Annotated in this window: 14 protein-coding genes and 1 tRNA gene; 7 read left to right on the top strand and 8 right to left on the bottom strand. The window is 66.6% G+C overall.

Features of this window, described 5'->3' with window-relative positions; all coding sequences use genetic code 11:
* Positions 1–1,027 (bottom strand): FGGY family carbohydrate kinase (locus QM582_RS16880; RefSeq protein WP_415086350.1); only part of this gene is annotated, 1,027 nt, incomplete at its 3' end.
* 110 nt (positions 1,028–1,137) lie between these two features.
* Here QM582_RS16880 and QM582_RS16875 point away from each other — a divergent pair.
* The 4 genes from QM582_RS16875 (at position 1,138) to QM582_RS16860 (ending at position 4,668) form a co-directional block, all read left to right on the top strand.
* On the top strand, positions 1,138–1,737 hold the full coding sequence (locus QM582_RS16875) for a DsbA family protein (RefSeq protein WP_415086348.1): 600 nt from the start codon (positions 1,138–1,140) through the stop codon (positions 1,735–1,737).
* A gap of 138 nt (positions 1,738–1,875) precedes the next feature.
* The gene (locus tag QM582_RS16870; protein ID WP_415086346.1) at positions 1,876–2,331 is read left to right on the top strand and encodes a ribose-5-phosphate isomerase; all 456 of its coding nucleotides are present in this window, start codon (positions 1,876–1,878) and stop codon (positions 2,329–2,331) included.
* Between the two features lie 28 nt (positions 2,332–2,359).
* A complete protein-coding gene (locus QM582_RS16865; RefSeq protein ID WP_415086344.1) occupies positions 2,360–3,178 on the top strand; it encodes an Fpg/Nei family DNA glycosylase in 819 nt (272 codons plus the stop codon).
* A complete protein-coding gene (locus tag QM582_RS16860; RefSeq protein ID WP_415086342.1) occupies positions 3,151–4,668 on the top strand; it encodes a hypothetical protein in 1,518 nt (505 codons plus the stop codon). The genes QM582_RS16865 and QM582_RS16860 overlap by 28 nt, the downstream gene beginning before the upstream one ends.
* A 17-nt stretch (positions 4,669–4,685) precedes the next feature.
* Here the strand turns inward: QM582_RS16860 and QM582_RS16855 are convergent, their stop codons facing one another.
* Entirely contained in the window at positions 4,686–6,737 is a 2,052-nt protein-coding gene (locus QM582_RS16855; RefSeq protein ID WP_415086340.1) for an alpha/beta fold hydrolase, read from the bottom strand.
* 121 nt (positions 6,738–6,858) lie between these two features.
* Between QM582_RS16855 and QM582_RS16850 the strand changes: the two genes are divergently transcribed.
* Positions 6,859–6,934 (top strand) — tRNA-Pro (locus QM582_RS16850).
* Between the two features lie 478 nt (positions 6,935–7,412).
* On the opposite strand, the gene istB is transcribed toward QM582_RS16850, so the two are convergent.
* The 3 genes from istB to QM582_RS16835 all read right to left on the bottom strand — a co-directional run bounded on the left by istB (position 7,413) and on the right by QM582_RS16835 (position 10,184).
* The gene (gene istB, locus QM582_RS16845) at positions 7,413–8,213 is read right to left on the bottom strand and encodes an IS21-like element helper ATPase IstB (RefSeq protein WP_415086338.1); all 801 of its coding nucleotides are present in this window, start codon (positions 8,211–8,213) and stop codon (positions 7,413–7,415) included.
* Positions 8,210–9,730 carry an IS21 family transposase gene (gene istA, locus QM582_RS16840; RefSeq protein WP_415086337.1) on the bottom strand — a complete coding sequence of 507 codons (1,521 nt, stop codon included), beginning with the start codon at positions 9,728–9,730 and terminating at the stop codon, positions 8,210–8,212. The genes istB and istA overlap by 4 nt, the downstream gene beginning before the upstream one ends.
* A gap of 94 nt (positions 9,731–9,824) precedes the next feature.
* Positions 9,825–10,184, bottom strand: a complete 360-nt coding sequence (locus QM582_RS16835) for a hypothetical protein (protein WP_415086351.1) — start codon at positions 10,182–10,184, stop codon at positions 9,825–9,827.
* Here QM582_RS16835 and QM582_RS16830 point away from each other — a divergent pair.
* Positions 10,104–10,304: an ATP-binding protein gene (locus QM582_RS16830; RefSeq protein WP_415086336.1), complete on the top strand. Its 201-nt coding sequence runs from the start codon at positions 10,104–10,106 to the stop codon at positions 10,302–10,304. The genes QM582_RS16835 and QM582_RS16830 overlap by 81 nt on opposite strands.
* Positions 10,305–10,431: 127 nt before the next feature.
* Here QM582_RS16830 and QM582_RS16825 read toward each other — a convergent pair whose 3' ends face one another.
* On the bottom strand, positions 10,432–11,790 hold the full coding sequence (locus tag QM582_RS16825; protein WP_415086334.1) for a hypothetical protein: 1,359 nt from the start codon (positions 11,788–11,790) through the stop codon (positions 10,432–10,434).
* Between the two features lie 618 nt (positions 11,791–12,408).
* On the opposite strand from QM582_RS16825, the gene QM582_RS16820 reads away from it, so the two are divergent.
* Entirely contained in the window at positions 12,409–13,035 is a 627-nt protein-coding gene (locus QM582_RS16820; protein ID WP_415086332.1) for a hypothetical protein, read from the top strand.
* A gap of 316 nt (positions 13,036–13,351) precedes the next feature.
* Here the strand turns inward: QM582_RS16820 and QM582_RS16815 are convergent, their stop codons facing one another.
* Positions 13,352–13,807 (bottom strand): DUF4265 domain-containing protein, encoded by a 456-nt coding sequence (locus QM582_RS16815; protein WP_415086330.1) that lies wholly within the window; start codon positions 13,805–13,807, stop codon positions 13,352–13,354.
* On the bottom strand, positions 13,804–20,541 hold the full coding sequence (locus tag QM582_RS16810; RefSeq protein ID WP_415086328.1) for an RHS repeat-associated core domain-containing protein: 6,738 nt from the start codon (positions 20,539–20,541) through the stop codon (positions 13,804–13,806). Before QM582_RS16810 ends, QM582_RS16815 begins: the two co-directional genes overlap by 4 nt.
* Positions 20,542–21,192 lie beyond the last annotated feature (651 nt).

The following is a 21,192-nucleotide window of genomic DNA, read 5'->3' as shown; positions in this document are numbered from 1 at the left end:
GGGGGCACTGCCGTCCGGCCGGGTAGGGCAGCAGCCGGCCGGGCCCGGCCAGGGCGCCGCGGAGCCCTGGCTCGGACGGCTCCGTGCCGGCGAGCAGCAGGGTGACGTCGCCGCCGGTGTGCCGGTCGGCGAGCCATTGCAGGAGGCCGCCGGCCGAGCCGGTGCCGGCCAGCAGCGCCTCGGTGACGCCGTCCACGGTGCGGACGACGCTCATCCCCTGGGCGCGCACCGCGGGCCGGTCGGGAACTCCGTCGACCAGGTGCAGCATCGCCTCGGCGGTGCCGACCGAATCGGCGATCTGCCCGACGGCCCGGACGCCGGACGCCCAGGCGGCGACCTGATGATCGTGACCGGCGACCAGCACCGGGGTGCCGGTCCGCAGCCCGGTGCCGGTGCCGGGCAGGACGCCCGCCGGCGGGTCGCCGGGCAGGCTGACCCGGGGCAACTGCTGCGGTTCGAGACCGGCCTCGGCGAGCAGGGCGGCGTCGAAGCAGCCGGCGAGCGGATCGCCGGCGGCGGGCAGCCGGTAGCCGAGGGTGCGTCCGGCCAGGGTGTGATCGGTGCGCAGCTCGCCGGTCAGCGCCAGGTGCACCGCGTCCGCGACCCCGGCCCAGCGCCGCATCGCGGCGAACGTGTCGGGGTGCCGGGAGCGCAGCCACAGCCAGACCGCCAGCGACGGCTTGGGACCCGGACGCACCCCGGTCGCGGCGAACAGCGCGTCGGCGCCCAGTCGTCCGGCCAGCGCCCGGATCTCGGCGTCGTCCCGGGCGTCCCGCCAGGACAACAACGGGGTGAGCGCCCGGCCGTCGGCGTCCAGCGGATAGCCGGATTCGGCCATCGACGCGATGCCGACCGCGGCGACCGGTCCGGCGTCCGTGGCGGCCCGCAGCCCGGCGACGACCAGCGCCAGCAGGTCGTCCAGCCCGGCGGGTGTCGGGCGGCTGAGCACGACCTCGCCGACACCGTCCGATACTCGGACCACCTTGGTGTTGCTGGTCCCGATGTCGATGCCCACGGCGGCGGTCATGCAGGCCATCCTGGCGCGACCCGGCGGCCGAGGGCCAGGGTCGGCGTCCCGGCGCAGTCAACCGGTGAGCGGCCGGATGCGATGTCGGACCTGCGGACTACCGTGAGCGCATGACGCAACGTGTGGACATGTGGTTCGACTCGACCTGCCCGTGGGCCTGGATGACCTCGCGCTGGCTGCTCGAGGTGGAGAAGGTGCGCGACGTGGAGGTCTACTTCCACGTGATGAGCCTGTCGGTGCTCAATGAAGGCCGTGACCTGCCCGAGGAGTACCGGCTGATGCTGGACGAGGCGCTGCCGGTGGCGCGGGTGGCGCTGGCCGTCCAGCGGGAGCACCCGGAGAAGCTGCGGGACTACTACACCGCCATCGGAACCCGGCTGCACCCGGGCGGACATGACCGCTCCGACGCAACCCTCGCCGACGCGCTCGCCGAGGCGGGCCTGCCGGCGGAGCTGGTCGAGCTCGGTCACACCGACGCCAACGACGACGAACTGAGGCGTTCCCACCACGAGGGCATGGACCCGGTCGGCGACGAGGTCGGCACCCCGGTCGTCCACCTCAACGGGATGGCGCTGTTCGGCCCGGTGATCTCCCCGGCGCCCAAGGGCGAGGCGGCCGGCGACCTGTTCGACGGCTTCGCCAAGCTGACCGCCTACCCGGGCTTCTTCGAGGCCAAGCGGACCCGCACGGTGGGCCCGATCTTCGACTGACCGCGACCGTTGGCCGAGCTTGTCGAACCCGGGTCTCGACAGGCTCGACCAGCGGGGGTTCGACACGCTCGGCCGGCCGGGTCTCGACAGGCTTCACCAGCGGAGGCCGCCACTAGGGACTTCGGCTATCTTGACGGGATGCGCGTGCACATCGCGGCCGATCATGCGGCCTACGACCTGAAGGAGTTCCTGGCCAAGGAACTGTCCAGCGCCGGCTACGACGTGGTCGATCACGGCGCGCACTCCTACGACGCCACCGACGACTACCCGACCTTCGTGCTGCCCTGCGCGGAGGCCGTCGCCGCCGACCCGGAGAGCCGCGGCATCGTCCTGGGCGGTTCCGGCAACGGCGAGCAGATCGCGGCCAACAAGGTCAGGGGAGTGCGGGCCGGGCTGGCCTACAACACCATGACCGCGCGGCTGGCGCGTGAGCACAACGACGCCCGGATCGTGGCGCTCGGCGGCCGGATGCAGTCGCTCAGCGACGCCCTGGAAATGGTGACGGTGTTCCTGGAGACCCCGTTCTCGGGCGACCCGCGGCACGCCCGCCGGGTGGCGATGCTGGAGCAGTACGAAGCGCAGCACACCCGCTGACGGCGTCCGGACGAGCAGGGGAAAGGCCATGCCCGAGGGACACGTGATCCATCGGCTCGCCGACGGGCTGACCGAACGGTTCGCCGGGCGCAGCGTCGCGGTGAGCAGCCCGCAGGGCCGGTTCGCCGACGAGGCGGCGCTGCTGAACGGCGGGACGCTGAGCGCGGCCGAGGCCTACGGCAAGCATCTGTTCATCGACTTCGGACCCGATCGGGTGGTGCACATCCACCTGGGGCTGATCGGCAAGCTGTGGCTGCTGGACGGCCCGCCCACCTCACCGGCCGGTCCGGACACCCTGCGCCTGCTGATCGCCCGCGACGTCCATCGCGCCGAGCTGCGCGGCCCGCAGTGGTGCCGGCTGATCACCGACGAGGCGCGGGCCGAGGTGATGGCCAAGGCCGGCGACGACCCGATCCGTCCGGAATGCACCGGCGAGAAGGCGTGGGCGAAGATCTCCCGCTCGGGACGGACCATCGCATCCCTGCTGATGGACCAGGCGGTGACCGCCGGGGTCGGCAACATCTACCGTGCCGAGGTGCTGTTCCGGCACCGGATCAACCCGTTCAAAGAGGGCAAGACGATCTCCCGGCGGACCTGGAACGCGGTCTGGGCCGATCTGGTGGTGCTGCTGCGGCTGGGGGTGCGGGACGGCCGGATCGACACCGTCCGGGACGAGCACCTGCCCGAGGCGATGGGCCGGGCTCCCCGGGTGGACCGGCACGGCGGCGAGGTCTACGTCTACCGGCGGGCCGGGCTGCCCTGCCTGGTCTGCGGCACGCCGGTGCGCAGCCAGGTGCTGGAGGGCCGCAACCTGTACTGGTGCCCGCGCTGCCAACGGCGGCGCTGAGGAGCCGGGCGATGCGCTGGGGAGCCTTCGCGGTGCGGGTCGACGCCGACGGAACCGGCTTCGAACTGCTGCACGGCGAGGACCTTTGGGCGCGGTTCACCCTGGCCGGGCTGCGGCCGACCGGACGGTTCACCGACGACGCCGACGAGGTCGAGCACGGCTTCGCGATCGGGGACGCCGGCTGCGCCGTCCGGCATGCGGTGGGCGAGGCCTGGAGCGTGCGCTGGGCGCTGCGGGCCGCCGATCCGGTCAGTGCGGACGGTTCCTCCGATCTCCTCCCGGACGTCGTGTTCCGCGGGGACGGTTCCCCCGGTCCGCCGCGCGGTGAACTGTGCGGGCAGCCGCGACTGTCGATCCGTCCCGGCCCCGGCTGTGTGGTCTGGGCCTGGGCGGCCGGCGCCGAGGGCCTGATCGCGATCGGACCGGCCGGACGCGCCGCGCCGGTCGTCGGGCTGCGACTCACCCAGGGCTGGCTGCGGGCCGACGGCGACGGCTTCGCGTTGGCCCCCGCGGACCTGGCGCTCAGCCCCGGACGCCGCTGGGTGGGCACGCTGCGCGCCGACCTGTACCCGACCATGGACGCCCTGGGCGCCCGGCTGCCGGCCTGGCTGGCTCCGCTGGAGCTGACCGCCGGGCAGCCGTGGGAGTTCCGTGACCCCGACCATGCGCTGGTGGTGCAGCCCCCGGCCACCACCCGCGCCGAGGGCGACGCCGTCCAGGTGATCGGCCGGCCCGGGCGGGCCGGGGTGACGCTGCACTCGCCGCGCGGGCTGACCGCGCTGACCGTCTCGTTCGCGCCGATGCTGGAGACCCTGCTGGCCGCCGGCGCGTCCCAGGTGCTGCGCGGCCGCGAACCGGTGACGCCGGCGGGTGCGTTCGTGGTCGCAGAGGCCCAGGGCCGGGCGCTGGTCAGCGCGCCGTCCGCCGCGGAGCGGCTGCTGGACGACCGGGACTGGAGCCAGGACGCCGACCTGCTGGCGATCGCCACCGGCATCGTCCGCGGGCAGCGTTCCGGCAACGCCCGGATGCTCCGGGCGGCGCTGCGCCGGCTGCAGCTGGTGCACCCGCAGCCCGGTTACGGACGAGTGGTGATGGCCGCCTGGCTGGCCAGCCTGGCGCTCGGCGAGGACGCCCGCGAGGAGGCGTTGGCGTTGCTCAGCCGGCCCAGCGGGTCGGGCTGGGTGGCGTTGGAGCTCAACGTGCTCAACCTGCGCAGCCAGGAGGTCTCCGGCGGGTCCTTCGCCGGGCTGATCAACGCGCTGGGCGGCGACCTGCCCGGCGAACCGGTCGGGGTGGACGCCGTCCGGCAGGCCCAACTGGTCGGCCTGCTGCAGCTCTGCCCGGAGGAGTGGCCGATGGCGCAACAGGCCGCCGCCTGCGCGACCAAGAACTCCCGGCGGCTGCTGGCGTCGGTGGCGGCGTCCGACTTCTCCGATCCCGACGATCTCGCCGTGCTGGCCTGGCTGGCGCTGGGGCAGTCGCTGGTCTGAGCCGGACCGGACGCCGCTCAGTTGCCGCCCAGCAGCTCCGGATAGGGCTTGGCCTCGCCGAGCACGTGCTGGGACAGGAACGCCGAGACGGTGCCGTACCAGATGGCGGCGTGCTGCGGGCTGAGCACCCAGTGGTTCTCGTCGGGGAAGTACAGGAACCGGTGCGGGGTGTTGCCGTCGGCGTCCAGCGCCAGTTGGGAGCGGCTGAGCAGCTCCCACCACAGCCGCAGCCCCTCGCCGATCGGCACCCGGTAGTCCCGGTCGCCGTGGACGACCAGCATCGGCGTCCGGATCTGCTCCACGAAGGCGTGCGGGGAGTGGTCCCGGCGCATCGTCTCGTCGACCTCGCGGGCCCAGTAGTAGGAGTGGTCGGTGGTCGGTCCGAACTGGTCCAGCGACCACAGCGAGGCGTGGCTGACGATGGCCGAGAACCGGTCGGTCTGGCCGGCCATCCAGTTCGCCATGTACCCGCCGAACGAGCCGCCCATCGCCGCCGTCCGGGAGGCGTCGATGTCGCCGCGGGCCGTTGCGGCGTCCGTGATCGCCATCAGGTCGGTGAACGGCTCGGCGCCCCACCGGCTCCAGCCGCGCGCGATGAAGGCCTCGCCGTAGCCGGTGGACAGCGCCGGATCGGGCAGCAGCACCGCATAGCCCTGGGCGACCAGCAGCCACGGGCACCAGCGCCAGCTCCAGGCGTTCCAGGAACTCAGCGGGCCGCCGTGGATCCACAGCAGCAGTGGGGCCGGCTGCTCGGCGGCGTCCGCGGGTAACGCGAGCCAGGCGCGCACCGTGCTGCCGTCGGCGACCGTGGTGGTCACCTCGGTCAGGGTGCCGGGCAGTTCCGGCGCCGGGGCCGGGTTGCGGAGCAGTTCGGCCTCGACCGGGACGCCGCCGGTGCGGAAGGCGTCCAGGTCGATCCGGACCGCGGCGCACGGTGCCAGGTAGGAGGTGCGCAGCGCGTACACCCAGCGGCCGTCGGGGGAGACCTGCGGATCGGTGAAGCTGGCGTCGTCGCTGGTCAGCCGGCGGACGGTGCCGGTGGCCAGGTCGAGGAGGAAGACGGGTGCCCGACCGTCGGAATCGGCGACCAGCACGACCCCGCTGCCGTCGGGCAGCCAGACCTGGGCGGTCGGCCAGCGGTCCCAGTCGGCGGCGACCCGCTGGGATTCGCCGCTGGCCAGGTCGAGCAGGTGCAGTTCCTGGCGCGGCGGGCGTTCGGGAGAGGTCAGCGGCGCGCGGCTGAACAGCAGCCGGGTGCCGTCCGGGGAGATCAGCGGGGCGAAGGCGTCGGCGTCCGGATCGTCGACCAGGATCGTGGTGCTGCCGTCGCCGAGATCGACCCTGACCAGGCGCTCGTGACAATCGCCGGCGCGTCCCACCCGGGCGTCCACCAGCACCGCGAAGCTGCCGTCCGCGGCCAGATCGAAGTCGTCCAACTGTCGTGCGGTGGCGTCCGGGGTGAGGTCGCGCACCTCGATCCGGACCGGATCGGTCGGTCCGGCCGGCTCGGGCAGGGTCGCCGCCATCAGGTGGACGGCGCTGCCGAGGTCGTGATCCCAGTGCCGCACCGGATGACTGGCGTGCAGGATGGCGGTGACCGAGCGTTCCTTGCGCTCCTTGCGCAGCCGGTCGTCGTCGGCTTCGTCGGACGCCGCATCCAGCCGCGGGGCGGCGACCAGCAGCTGGCCGCCGTGGCTGAGCACCTTGCCGAAGCCACCCAGCCGGCTGCCGATCAACACGGCGTCGCCGCCGGACGCGGGCAGCAGCCACAGCCCGGCGGGTCCCTCCTCGTCGTCCTCGGCGTCCGGGTCGGGACGGGACGAGCCGAACAGCAGATCACCCGCATCGGTGAACACCGGGGACGATTCCCCCTTGCGGGAGCGGGTGAGCCGGCGGGCGTCCTGAGTGCCGGAGGGGTCGATCTGCCACAGCGCGCTGCGGTACTGGGTGCGCTTGCTGTCGAGGGTGGAGATGGTCGTGATCAGGCGGGTTCCGTCCGGCGAGAGGATGAGACCGGAACACCGGGGTAGTCCAAGGTAGGCGTCGATGTCGTTGAATGGGCTTCCCATTCGACTGACCCTAGTACGACTAGAGCCCACGGTTCACGGTCCCGGTAGGCAGCGCTGGTTCTCGGCGGAGGCCGAACTGGCCTAGACTCGACGCGGCTGACCGTCGCCGACGGCCGCCGTCCGGGGCGTAGCGTAGTGGCTAGCGCGCCTGCTTTGGGAGCAGGAGATCGCAGGTTCGAGTCCTGTCGCCCCGACCATTTGTGCTCCTGACTAGGGAGTTTAGTGCGGAAGGGTGACAGGGCAAACTCCTGTCGCCGTCGACCCAATCTGGAGTAGCGCGAACGAGCACACGTCTCTCACTAGGTGTTTCTCTTACTTCCCGGCAGGGGCGCGCTGGTGCCGTGGGTGGTTCGATGTTGCCGGTAGCCCCAATTAGTCTCCGCATCGGGGGCTGTGTGCGAGCGTTCAGGTAGCACATACAGCAACCCGCCACCGCAGCCGGAGCAGGTCAGTGTGGGACCGCCAGGATCGTCAACGTGGCGGTCGCACCACCAGAGGTCGTGCGGCCGCCACAGCTGACGGCTGGGAGTGCGGATCTCAGAACACGCTGTGTCAAGGGCCATTGGTTTCTGCCCGGAGGCGGTCATGAAACCTGCCCGGTGATGGCCACGAGTTTTGCCCGGTGGTGGCCATGGGATCTGCCCATTGGTTGGCCACCGACGACCGGGTTTTGGGTTAGCTCAGGGCGGTCACCCCCTTGCCGGTGAGGGCTTGGGTGAGGCGGACGCTGTCGCCGCTGGTCTGGCAGACGTGGGCGTGGTGGAGGAGCCGGTCGACGGTGGCGGTGGCCAGGGTCTTGGGCATGAGTTCGTCGAACCCGGCGGGGTGCAGGTTGCTGCTGATCGCGATGGAGCGTTTCTCGTAGGCGGTGTCGACGAGTCGGTAGAGCCCTTCGGCGGCGTCGGTGGCGACCGGTAGCAGGCCGATGTCGTCGACCACGACCAGGTCGGCGCGCAGGATCCGGGCGAACGCTTTCGACACGGTATCGTCGGCGCGGTGTCGTCGTAGGAGTGCGCCGAGTTGTTCGAGGGTGAACCAGGCGACGTGGAGCCCGGTTTCGACGGCTTGTTGGCCGAGCGCTTCGAGCAGGAACGTCTTCCCGGTGCCGGAGGGGCCGCAGACGACCAGGTTCTCCCGACGGCCGATCCATTCCAGGGTGCGTAATGCCTGCTGGGTCGGTGCAGGGATGGACGACAGTGGGGGTTGCCAGGTGTCGAAGGTCTTCCCGGTGGGGAACCCTGCCGCGCTGCGGCGGGTGGCCAGGGCGGACCGGTCCCGGCCGGCGGCTTCCTCAGCGAGCAACACCTTGAGGACCTCGGCAGGGTCCCAGCGTTGACTCTTCGCGGTCGCGATCACGTCGGGGGCATGCCGGCGGATGTGCGGCAGCCGGAGCCGGCGCAGCAGCGCTTCCAGGTCGGCGGGCAGCGGTGGAGCGACGGGAACGCCGGGGACGGGAACGATGGTGTGGCTGGTCACGGGTGGTCTCCTTCGGTGGTGCCGTACTGGGCCCAGGCGGCGGTGCCCTGGGTCAGGGAGGCGTTCTCGCCGGCCCGGTGTTGCCCGGCGGCCGGCCGAGTGCGGTGGTGGTCCAGGATGGAGGCCAGATCGGCCTCGGCGAATCGGCCATGGACCGCGGCATGACCTAGTGCCCAGTCGACCTCGCCCGGGCTGAACAGCCGAGCGAGCTGGGTCGCGGTGGCCATCTTGACCCGCATCTTCGTGGTGCCCGCCGCGGCGGCCTCGATCAGCCACAGACGGGCTCCCTCGCCGATCGTCAGGAACTCGGCCTCGGCGGTGTTCCTCGGCCTCGGCTTGCGGTCCAGCGCACCCTCGGGGGCGGGCGGGAAATGCGCATCGTCGAGTTGCGGAGTGCCGGGGGTGGCCCGGCGGTGGCGGGCGACCTCGACCGGGCCGTCGCCGCCGATATGGGTGATGACGATCTGTTCGTCGCCGCCGTGTCCATGAACCCGTGCCCACACCGTTTGCCCCATCAGCTGGTGCGGCACCGAGTACTGGCCGTGCTCGAAGGTCATCATCGGGGTGTTGACCGGCACCTGCCGGGTCACACCGAACGCGACCGTGAACGGCCGTGCGTTGACCGGGTGCAGCCGGGCCTGTTCCTCGGCCAGCATCTCCACCGGCAACCGCCGGGTGACTCGATGGACCCGGTTGTTGACCCGGTCACAGAACTCGCGGCAGGCCTGTTCCAACGCGGCGAACGACCCGTACTGGTCGGCCAGGTTGGCCTCGGTCGGCACCAGATCGGCCTTCGAGATCCGCACCGCTGCTTCGGTGCCGCCCTTGCTCGCCGGGTCGGCCGGGACACAGGTATGGACCGTCACCGCATAGTGACGGGCGAACTCGGCCAGTTGCGGGTTCCGCACCGGGATCCCCGCGATGTGCTCCACGGTGACCGTCTTCTCGTTGTCGGTCAACACATAGGTCGGCACCCCACCCAGCCGGCGGAACGTCACATCCAAAGCGGCGAACACCGAGGGCAGGGTCTTGTCCCGGATCGGGAACACCACCCGGAACCGCGACCACGCCAACCAGGCCACGAACAAGATCGTCGTGACCCCGTCCACCACCGGGCCGTCGCCGTAGTCGTACTGCAACCACATGCCCGGCTCGGTGACCCACGGCCGATGCACCCGGCGCCGCCCGGCATGCCACGCCGTCTTCGCCTCGGCCACCGCCCGGCGCGTGGTCCGTTCCGAACCCGTATAGCCCAACCACACCAGCTTGGCGTGGACCCGGTCCGCCCGCGCCTTGCCCTTCGACCGGTCCACCCACTCCTCGACCTTGTCCAGGAACGGATCGATCAACTGCGACCGGCGCACCGGCCGATCCGGTGGCCCGCCCGCCCTGTCGCGGGCCTCCACATACCGCTTCACCGTGTGGTGAGAACAACCCGCCAACTCGGCGGCATCACGCAACGACCCAGTCAGATCGTAAGCATCCAAGATTTCCATGATCTCCTCGGCAGACTTCAAGATGTCCCTTCCTCGGGGCGACAGCGACTCAGCACCGCCAATCGCACCCCGAGGAAGGGGCCCACACCGCGCACGACACGGCGGGGCAACAACGTCACGTCCGGGCAGATCCCGTGACCACCACCGGGCAGGTTTCATGACCGCCAGCGGGCACTTTCGTGGCCGTCACTGGGCAGTTTCTCGTGGCCGCCGACACGCTGCGGACGATGCCTCCGTCGCTGCGTAGCACGCTGCCGTTGATTGCGCTCGACCCGGCCCCGGTGACGAAGCTGACCAGGTTGGCGATCTCGGCGGGCCGAATCAGGCGAGCGATCAACGACGTTGACCGGTTCTCGGTCATGAACCGCTGCTCTGCCGCGTCGTAACTGAGGTCGTGGTGCCGTTCTCGAGCTGGGGCGGCGTCTTCGGCGACCAGGCCGTCGCCGCCGCGATGATCGACCGCATCGTCCACCACGCCGACGTCCTCACCCTCAAGAGGCGCCAGCTATCGACTCCGCGGCCGCGGCATCGACAGTCTTCAGAGCATCAATACCCAAGATCAGGCAGACTGACCGAACGACAACCAGGTGTATGACGGGCTCGCGAACTGTGAAGTCGAGTTGATGATCACTATCGCCAAGAAGGAGCTAGTTATGCTGACCGCCGAGAAGCGTCAGGTATGAAGTTGAACCAGCCGCGATGCCGTCATGGATCACGTGAGGCTATAGCAACTCGAACTCGGCAGCGATCGCCCTTGGTACGGCTGCCAATTTGGGTGGGCGCTGCTCGGGACGGTATCCGGGAGTCGTTGCGTAGATCACGGTTTCGTCACCGAAGTGGAGCGAAACCTCCTGCTTCGCGAAAGTCTGCAGCAATGTGAGGAACGTCCCAATACGCAGCGGCACCATGCGCGTAGTTCCGGCGGCCTCAACCTCTGCGGGGACATGCAGAACTCCGGTATGCGCGCTCGCAGGGTCAAGGAGCGAGGCCACGCTCATCGCACCATCGCTGACTGTGACCTCGACGAGGGTGCTGTTGCCTCCTGCCCAACTCGCTTCAGCGAGGCGCTTAGCGTCGATCAGGTGACGATGCACGTCATCGCGTTGGAACGTGACGGTCGTGCCGTCCACGAGAGGCATTGGAACGAAGCGCTCGCGCCACGGGCGAACGTGAGATGTCCAGGCCGCCCAGCGCTCGCCGCAAGCCACGAAGAGTCCATGTTCGCCGATGTCAGCAATCTGACCTATCTGGACCGGGCCGAGGGTTGCAGCAGACATCTGGCGAAGCCAGAGATAGTGGACAAGGGCTTCGATCCTGCCCTCAGGGGAGACCGCGAGGTTGGCCTGGGCGGCGTGATACTGGTGGCAAGCGTCAAGGGTTAGAACTCCGTCTGCTGCGCGCAGGCCAACGTAATCAAGGTCTTTCCGGTCGGTCTGACGCCAGGCGTCGTAGCCGGCCACAGGGACAACATGAAGCACAGCGCGACGGAACGCTGCGCTGTCCGCAACCGCCACTAGCGAACGAGGGCTCGGCGGAAGAGGCGGCGCGAAGACATGCCTCGGCAAGAGCGTCGCCCGGTGGGAGCGGCCATTGACACCGATGCGAATGTGCTTCTCGCCCTCGGTTTCGAGAGTCACATATGTCGCCGATCGCTGCCGGGGCGGCGTGCCTTTGCGCAGCGCCTCGACGATTTGCCAGATGTCGCGGGCATCAGCCACAACCGTTCCGGGCACATCCACCGCCGCGCTCAGATCCATGAACGCAGCTGCGTAGTCGTCGCTACCGCACACGCGCACCTGGCCCTCAGATGCAACCAACCACACCCCACCCTTGGGGTCGTCGTAAGAGTCGCCTCGACGGGCAGTCCTTGCCAGGGTGAGGGCTCGGACGAGGTCGTCCAGTGGCACCAGCATCCGTACGGCTTCGGCCGGCAAATCGCGAGCCGGATCGGGAGCGAGGCGATCAGTCCAGCCCGGCATCGGCGTACCCGAATCACGCAAGGCACTGATCATCTGCCTGTACTGGTCCGATGACAACTCATCCACGAGGCGCTTGAACGCCCACTTCGACTTCACATCCACCCCATCATTCTGCTGGGCAGATGGCCGAACCTGGGCTGAGCGAAGCATGGTGGAAAGCGAGCGGCGGTCACCCTGTACTGGGCTCCTGGCTGACGAGGTGCAGCCGGGTCCGAGATCCGATGACTGACACGACCGAGGCCACGACTCGCTCGACGGCACCCGCTTGGGAGGTCACTCTCGCACTGGTCTCGGCTGTGCTGTTCGCGATGCTCCACATCGGTAGCTTCCTCTACACCATCGGATTCGGCCCGTGCATGGCACCTAGCCCTGCGCGTCACCAGGAACCCGATCTGGCCGATCCCGCTGCACGTGACCAAGGATCCAGCGTCGTTGCTGTCACAACTACGAATGGGGCTTCTACATGCCCAGCTTCGACCTGATCTCCTGGGACCCGGGGTCCTTCGAGCGCACCCCAACCCGTCGCTGGCCTGGCTTGGCGAGGTTGCCAATAGGCGCCCGGAGCTTGAGCTAGTGAGCACTGCTGTTTGAAGTCGTCGGCGAGGCGTGCGCTCTTTGAAACGAGGTGTAGGTCGCGCAGAAGTATCACCCGGCGCTGGGATCCTGACGCACGCCCGGCGGGGGCCAAAAGCGGGGCATAGTGTCTGGCATGCTCGCTCCGTGGATCTGGTGTCGATCTTCGTGGAGACAGTTGAGGACCTACGGCTGCGTAGCAGCCTGACGTCGACGAGCTATGACGCAATCCAGGCCGGTGGGCTGATGCGCAGACTCCTCATCGACGGTGGCGCCGTTGCGGACCGAGCTACGAAGGAGTTGCGTGAACGGGGCTGGTATCAGCGCAAGCCAGTGTGCGTCTGGGGCACGGCTGCTGTCCTCAGGACAGGTCCAAGAGGTTCGGTTTGGGTGTCGAAGGAGCAGCTCGACCCGGCTCTGCTGGAGCCCCTGTTCAACCTCGATCGCGCTCCAGATGCGCTCGAGGGGTGGGTCATGCGGGGATCAGTCAAGGATCTGTTGAAAGTGGCGGTCCTTCAGCCGGACCATCCGGAGGTCGGAGCCATCCCTTCGGTGACCGCGCAGCAGCTGATCCAGCACTTTGCCATCGTGCTCGGCGGAGTGCATCACGGAGCTAGACCAAGAACACCGCCGCCGGAGTTGATCCTGCGCGCTGTCGAGGCGGCGATGCCCGAGCTTCTCTGGGTAATGCGCGCCTTGGGTCGCATTGTGGTGCGGGCGTACGAGCCGCTCGTTTGTGCGGCCATCGTGAAGGGGCATGGTCCCGGCGGATAATCGAACACGCGTGGCGTGCCCTCGGCGTGCCCCAAATGGGGTCGCTGGCGGTCGGTGAAGGTGAGGAAAGGCCGCCCGCTGAGGCGCAAACAGGCCCACTCTGCGGGCCCCAGCCAGCTTCCCAAGCTGAGAGTGCAGGCTCGATCCATCGCGCGAGCATCCTTGACCGTGGGTGACCGCTGCATGGTCTCAGCGTGGCTGTCCGGCGAACCAGACTTGGGGTTAGCCTACTGGGAGGCGGCTGGCTGGGCCCTCCGCCACGACAGGTATCTCACTTGCCTGTCTCGTGCCAGTGGATGAACCCTGGCCACGGTGACTAGTCGGGGGTGACCATATGCTCGACTTCTATGGAGTCGCCGAGTGTGGATAGGTCGGCGAAGAATTCCTTGTGGGATTCTTCGGGATTAATATTGACGGCCACATATCCGGGAACGAACCATTCGTGTAGGTAATTTGATCGTACGAGAAGTTCGTGCAGTAGTGGGTGCAAGGAGTCGATGTCCTCCGGGCGCTTGATCGCTATCCGGACTACACCATTCCTCGACCTGTGGACGACTGACCGGATCCGGTAATCGCTGTCCGCTCGTACGACGTCGCCAAGCGCAAGCTGGTCGGCGAAGAAGGGGATACAGCAGATCTCGTAGAGGTCATGGCCCACTTGCTTGGTCCAGAGCTGCTCGTGGTTCTCCCCGGGGCCGACATCGTCAAGGGCTACTCGCAGCATGTAGCTGGGGTGAGGACGCGCCACCGGGTCGGGGTGCGAGGCGATCATTTCCTTCCTCCTTCTCCTCCGTATGCCGACCTCCACCAATCCAGCATCCTGGTTGGCCAGAACGAGGGGGGCCACTCTCCGGTGTAGTCGGGTGGTGGATTGACCGGAGCCGGCCTTGCGCCCTTAGACAGATTGCACCAGGAGCAGGCGGGTGTCAGATTAGCCGGTGAGAGGTCGCCCTTCTTGCTGCGGGGAATGACGTGATCCAGATGCTCGGCTGGATTTTGCTGGCAGTACGAACAGGTGTCGGGCTTGGCGCCCTCCACAAAGTATTTCTTGCGCACGGCGGACGTGATTCGACTTCCGGATGTTTCTGTCTCCGAGGTGGACCCGGCTGGGATGCTCGGGTCTGCTGCGGTGGCGGGGACGTTGGGCTGATCGGGATCGCCGGGCCTAGCGCCCGGTTCTGGGGTCGGGTCCTCCGGCAGCGAAGCTCTCGGGGTGAACGAGGTGATCAGGTCTGGCGGGCTCGCCAAGTCTAGGCCTGCGGCGTCGAGCGCGGTGCCTTGGCAGACCGCGGAGGAGATGCCACACAGGCGTGGTGCGTCCACAGGCAGGACACCGATCGGCTTGGCGAGGTCGGCTGGACGGGTAATGAGCTTCTCGGAATGGTCCGGGGTATCGGCCCAGTTGGCTCCGGCTAGCATGCTGCTCATTTGGGTTAGGATCCTGTTGGCTTCAGCGACAGCCTTGTTCAGCCCAGCCATAGCCTTGTCGGCTACGGCTAGGGCGTTGTTCGCCGTAGCTATGGCACCACCGACCCCGTCGATAGCCTTCTGGATCTCGATCTCGATACCGGCCGCCTGCGTGGTCAGCCACGAGTCAAGCGTCTTCGTCCAGTCGACCACGGACGGGACAGTGGTGTCAGTGCCAGCGCCCGATTTGGGCAATACGGTACCGCCGCCTAGCAACGGCAGCTCGGCGGGCTGGTTCAGGTTCGAGGAAACAATCCAGAGGCCGATCCCAAATCCGATTGCACCGCCAATGAGGCCTCCTAGACCGCCGCCGACAAGTGTCCCTCCGCCGGGTTCGACGAAAGTTCCACCTACGGCGCCGACCTCTGTTCCGGTGCCTGTGCCGGAGATCACCCCACCTACGATCGTCCCGGCTTCGAATCCGAGTTCGGCGACGCAGGAGGGCACGTCGGTGCACCACTGACCGGTCGGATCGGTGTGCGTGATCGGGTTTCCTAGGGCGTACTGGTAGCGATTGACCTGGTTGACCGGCACGGTCGCGGTGTCGCGGCTCATGAAGCTGCTGGTGGCAGAGTCGTACCAGCGGGACTGCATATGGACGAACGTTCCGTTGCTCCACTGGCCTTGGAAGCCGATGGCACTGGCGACGGTGCCTGACGAAAGTGTTCCGCTGGGGGACCAGTTAGCGTTGGAGGTAACGCTGCCCCCCGCTATCGTTGCCCGCACGTTGTCGTGCTGATCGGAAATGAGGTACTTTCCGTCTGCCGTCAGTGGGGTCGATCCGAGTCGTGACCAGCTGGTTTGGCCGTCACTGGCGGGCTCAAGTTCGGAACCCGAATAGCTGAACGGTGAGTTGTTCGCCGACGCGATCCGGTCCAAGCTGTCGTAGGTGTAGGTCTTGGTGCCGGCTGCCACTAGGCGGTCGAGCGCGTCCCAGGCGAGGCTTGTTTGGATTCCGGATGTCGTTTGACTCTGTCGAGTACCGCGAGCGCTGTAGGCGTAAGTGGTGTCGCCTTTAGTGAGTAGGCGATTTCTCTGGTCGTAGGTGTAGTCGACGCCGTCTTCACTGCTGAGATTGCCGACCTCGTCATACGTCCGGGAGTGATGTACGCCAGACGGATCGACCCAGGCTGTGAGCTCGGAGTTCGGGTTGTAGGTGTAGGTAGTCGCGCCCGAGCCGGCCATAGTGCTAGGGCCGATCTGCTCGCTGATAAGGCGGCCAGCCGCATCGTAGGTGCCGTTCCAGGAGTAGACCACTGAAGCCTGAGCATTGGTGACAACATCGCCCACTACTCGACCGCTGCCGTCACGTGAGAAGGTTCGGACGGCCCCGGGTAGCTTGACCTTTGATAGCTCGCCGTCACTGCTGTAGTCAAAGGTTTGGACGCCGGCCCCCGTGGTGACTGACGCCACGCGGCCAGCCGGCGTCCAGGACGAGGCAGTGGTCCCTGATGCGTCGGTGGACGAGGTTAATCGACCCGCAGCGTCGTAAACGTGGGACGAGGAGCCTAGTGGACCACTTGACGATGTCAGAAGGCCTCGTGTGTCGTAGGAGAACGACTGCTTTCCGGTTGGGGTGGCCTCCGATGTGAGGAGACCGGTGGGGTCGTAGGTGAAAGTCCGGTTGGCAGAGGGAATACCAGCCCCGGTAGCAGACTCGGTCAGAGTGTTCCCATCGGCATCAAAGGTCCGGGTTGTTGTGACGCCACCGGGAGCCACGGTTCTTACCGGGTTGCCCATCATGTCGTAGTCCATGGTCCAGGTGCGGTCGCTAAGGGTCGGGAAGGCTGCTGTAGCGGGTTCCACAATGCTGGTGACCTCGCCGAGCAGATTCCTGCTCAGGCTTGTGGTGTTGTCGCGAGCATCGGTTATGCTGGTCAGCAACCCGGTGGCGTCGTATCCCATCCGGGTTGTTGTTCCGTCGGTGTCTGACAGCGTGAGTTGGCGATTCAGGGCGTCCCAGCTGCTCGTACTGCCAGTGCCCATCGGTCCGGTGGCGGATATGCGATTGCCAGCGGGGTCGTAGGCGGCGACGCTGGTGTCGAGGACTGTGCCGCTCGATGATTCGTGCGTGGTCTTGACGGGATTTCCGACGCTGTCGTACTCCGTGATGGTGGTCCTTCCGCCGCCGGTACTCCTGGTCCGGTGGCCGGCGGGGTCGTAGCCGAAGGCGTTCGTGACGCCATCTGCGTCACGTACGCCGATCAATTGGCCGACGATGTCGTAGGTGAGCGTCGTCATGGCGTTGAGCGGGTCGATGATTTTCTCGACCTGGCCGCGCTGGTTGTAGGTATAGGTGGTCGTCTGTGCCGACGGGCCCGCGTACACGGAGGTTGTTGTGACCTGCCCTAAGGAATTGATTGACTGGGATGTCTTCCGCCCCGAGGCGTCGACAGCTGCCAGGCGGATTCCGCTGTCCGACCACTCCCAACTTGAGATTCTCGCAAGGCCGCCGGGTACGGCCGCGGGATCGGTCCTAGCCACAAGCCGTCCCCAGCTGTCATAGCTGTACTTGGTGACCAGGCCGTCTGGGTTGGTGGATGTCGTGACGTCTCCGGCCGCGTTTATGGTTCGGCTGAAGGTAGGTTGGGTCGGCCCTCCGGCCAGGGTTACTGTAGGCGCGGTGTACTTGATGACCCGACCTGCAGCGTCGTAGAGGACGCTTGATATGGCACCTTTCGCGTCGACTTGCTTCACCGGTCGGCCCAGGGCGTCGTAGCCGGTGGCGACGACGGGCCGAGCCTCACTGGTGCCTGAGGCGTCCCTGACAGACACCCGGGGGCTCGTCACCCGCACCAGCTTTCCAGTTGGGTCGTACGTGTAGTTCGTCGTCCAGGCGGCCTCCCCCGTTGTGGTCGCACGGGGATCGGTCACACCAGTGATTTCACCCGCGGTGTTGTAGGCGTAGCGGACAATTCGGTCATCGCTCGTGCGTCCCCAGGCCACCAGCTTTGCGTGACCAGCCGAGTCGTACTCTGCTCGCTGATACGACTCGACCCCGACCGAGCCGCTCAGCGAGACCCGTAGAGGTCGCCCTGCGCTGTCGTAGGTGTATGTAGTGGTACTACCTGCATAGACGGTGCTGGCCAAGCGGCCGGCGGCGTCGTATGTCTTCGTCCACGGTCCTGTGGTGTTCTGCTCACCCGAGATCGGGTTCCCCATGGCGTCGTAGACAATGGCTGCTTCCGGAAGGTCCGGTCCATTGAGTGTTGCCCTGACGACGACCGACGAAACCAGCCCTTCGAGGGTGTAGCCGTACTTGTGAGTTGCGCCGTTCGCATCGGTAACCGTTGATGTTCGTCCCGACGGGTCCCAGGTGTAGGCGGCGACAGTCACGTCTCGTGGCGCCACATCGGGATGGTTGGGGTCGCGATAGGCGAGTTTGACCACACGCAGCAAATGGCCGGTAGCGTCGTAGGTGGCGCGGGTGACCGATCCTCGGGCATCCTTCGCGGTAAGCACATTGCCGTCGGCATCGTAGGTGTACTCGGCTTGAGTCGAGCCGTCAGGTCCCACAATCTTTGTGGCTCGGCCGAGGGCGTCGTATTCGGTCGTCGTAGTGGAAGTAGCTCCGGAGACAAGATCAGAGACGGTGACGGCTGTCGGACGAGAGTCAACGTCCAGTGAGACGCTTGTTGAGTCCTGGCGGGTTACACCGCTAACGCCATCGTCGACTCTTGGCTGCGTTTCTGAGGCTGGAGTGCCGTCATCGAACCATGCGAACTGCGTGGTCCTCGCGACCCCGTCTACCGTCGCTGAGCTGGCAGTGAGCCGGCCGAGCGAATCGTAGCTATAGGTCGTCACGAGGCCGGAGGGGGTTGTTGTAGTCCGAAGAAGCCCATCGGACCCGTAGGCGTATCGGGTGACTCCGCCTGTCGGTTCGGTCACTGACCCGAGCAGGCCGGGGGGAACCACTCCGCCGCCCACGGCGGTTTCCGTGCCAGCTGTGTAAGTGAACTTTGTAGCTATCGTGCCCGGGCCGCTAGCGCTGGCCTCCTGTGTGACGCGTCCCAATGTGTCGTAGGTGTATGTCGCGAGCGCGTTGGTGCTGTCCCGAGGATCGAGGATCGAGCGTAGTCTGCCGTCGCTCGCATCGGTGCTGCTTACGTAGCTGAAAGACTGGGTGAAGAAGGTCGTCGGTGTCCGCCAGACGCTCCGCTTCGAGATGCGACCCTCACCGTCGTATACGAGACCGATCGCACCGCCGGAGGGGTCCGTGTACCGGGCGAGCCTGCCAATGGCGTCGTACAGCCAAGCTTGGACACCCCCCAATGCGTCGACCTTGCGAATGATCCGAAAGGAGGCGTCGATCGAGTACACGGTCTTGCGGGAACCGGGTGCGGTCACCGTCACAGCCGTCCCTCCCGTCACCTTCGCCCGTGAGTAGTTCCACACGGAACTTGCTGAATCCATCACCGAGGTGGTGATGCCTCCGGTCGTGTATGCAATATTCGCGCGGGCTACCCCGGAGGGGTTCGTTATTTTGGTGATGACATTTGGCAAAGCGGCGTTTTGATATTCATACGTTGTGCATCGAACCGTCGTTCCCCGATTTGGGACGCATGCCTTGGTGAGCTTGTCCCCGTTATAGGTATAGGTCCAAACTGCGGTCACGCCACTCGGCGCGGGGGTTGCGGCGATCGCCGTGATATGAGTACCAGACCAAGTGATGGCGAGGCCGCGGGGAGAATGTGCATCTTTGAGTACGGTCGGACGGCCGGACGAGTCGCGTGTCACCTTTAGCTCGAGGCCCGCATCATTCTTGATCGATAAGACGCCCTTTGTGTCGAGTGTGTAGATGTATCCACTGCCGTCGGCAAGGGTCCAACTGCTACAGGTGTTACACTTCGTTAAGCGTGTCCGCAGATTTCCAGGAGCCCCGCCATACACCCCGTTGGGGTTACTCGCAAAGCTCTCGACGTGGCCATCAGCAAAGCGAACCTGTGGACCTGCTGCGCCGCTTGGTGTGAAGATGCTCATGTCGAATATCGATGTCCATCCGGCACCTAGTGCCCGGACTCCGGTGTCGACGCTCCGGTACGAGCGCGACACGCTAAAAGACCCGCCCGAAGCTGCGACTGCGGCATCGGTCGCGACTGAGGTGAACGCTCCTGAAGCAATACTGACAGCGTGATCAGTCGGAGCGAGACGATCCGCTGTCAGTTGACTATCGGGCGAAACGGGGACGATAGGGTAGAAGGTACGCTGCTGCCCCCAGAGGAATATGAGGTATTCGGTCCGCATTTCGACGGACCAAGTGTAGCCTTTGTTCCAGTAAAGCGCGCTAGCGGGCACCGTGATCGAGGGAGAGTTCAGCCAACTCGACTCCCACTTGATTGCACCATCGAACGATTCGACGTGAAACTTATACTGGTACTTCTCGCCGCTTTCTGGTCGAACGACTGAAGCCTTGAGGGTGGGGGTGCGAGTAGTGAGGATCGAGGCGTCTTCAGGGCTGAGCAGATTCGCCGTGCTAGAGTAGGCTTCTGGCTTTAGCTTCGACCCCGTGGCGAAAGCTCGGACACTGTTGAAGATGGTTCCAAAGTAGGGGGTCACCTCACCGTTATAGAGCTGGCCTACTGAAACCGACCAGTAGTAGGTCTCATTGGATTTGAGTTTGCCCGCCGGAACTTTCCAGGAGCTGGAATGAACCCAGCCTGAATCGATGACCAGATCTTCGTCGACGTCCCAGCATGGCACGCCGAGACCGGTGGTTTTGCACACGGTGAACTCGAACACATAGTTCGCGCCTGGCACCGGTTCAGCGACCTTGCCAGTCAGCGTGGGGGTAGTCCCTTGGCTGACGGCGCCGTCCTTGGGGCTGACTTGCACAGACCGCAGCGGCGCCTCGGAGACAACGCCTGATGAGGCATAGGTGGAATCGGTCGAGGATGCCGAGGTCCTCCCTCTCGACTTGGTGTTGTACTTGGCGGTCCAACTCGCGGAGGGTTTCATCCTGCCGGATGCAATGAGCGCCCGAACCTCGCCGTACGTGAGGATGTGATCTCCTGGTCGTGGTCCACGTGTGGGATCGCTCACTCGCGCGAGTTTCTGGGACTGCCGCAGGTCCCACTTTGGAGCACGCGTCGGCGCTGGTGCGACGACGGGTTTGGGCGTGAAGTCGCTTGCCTTGCCATGGTGTAGACCTTTTTGGGGAGCATCGGGAGTGTCTGGCGCCTTGCGGGAGACCGCGCGATCCACTGCCGGGCCAATGTCTTGGACAGGCGGCGTTGGTCTCCGTCCGTCGGCCTGGGCGGGTGCGGACTGAAACACGATGCTGGCGAACAGGACCGACAGAGCGGTAATTAGGCTTGTTGCTGACTTAGCGAAGTGGGGCGCCATTGCCGAGCCTCTCGGGGGGTGTGTCTGGAGTAGCGTCCGAAGCGAGGCAAGCTGCCCCACCCGGACCTAGCGGGAGCGTACTCCTTCGTCTGGACCGTGGCGCTGAGATCTGGGATGTACGAGTGCCGTGAGGCGTCTAGATGGGCGATTCACCACTGAACTTGGGCATGCCACGCCGCGGCGTCTGGTGCTCTCGGAGGCCGAGGCTGCCACGCGATCATCACCCTAGATGAGTAAGTCCTGGGGCGGTGTGGCGTCTGGGGGTGTGGGTGAGGGTGTCGCAGAGTCGGTGTTGCGAACCAACCAAGCTCTGGAGGCTTTGATGGACACCGATCTGGACACCCTCGC

Source organism: Micropruina sp., assembly GCF_047607385.1.
Lineage (GTDB): Bacteria > Actinomycetota > Actinomycetes > Propionibacteriales > Propionibacteriaceae > Micropruina.
This window is presented reverse-complemented; position numbering and strand designations above follow the sequence as displayed.

Coding starts and splice junctions, on each gene's coding strand:
- QM582_RS16865 (WP_415086344.1), top strand. CDS start 2,360: ATGCCCGAGGGACACGTGATCCATCGGCTCGCCGACGGGCTGACCGAA.
- QM582_RS16875 (WP_415086348.1), top strand. CDS start 1,138: ATGACGCAACGTGTGGACATGTGGTTCGACTCGACCTGCCCGTGGGCC.
- QM582_RS16870 (WP_415086346.1), top strand. CDS start 1,876: ATGCGCGTGCACATCGCGGCCGATCATGCGGCCTACGACCTGAAGGAG.
- QM582_RS16815 (WP_415086330.1), bottom strand. CDS start 13,807: ATGATCGCCTCGCACCCCGACCCGGTGGCGCGTCCTCACCCCAGCTAC.
- QM582_RS16855 (WP_415086340.1), bottom strand. CDS start 6,737: ATGGGAAGCCCATTCAACGACATCGACGCCTACCTTGGACTACCCCGG.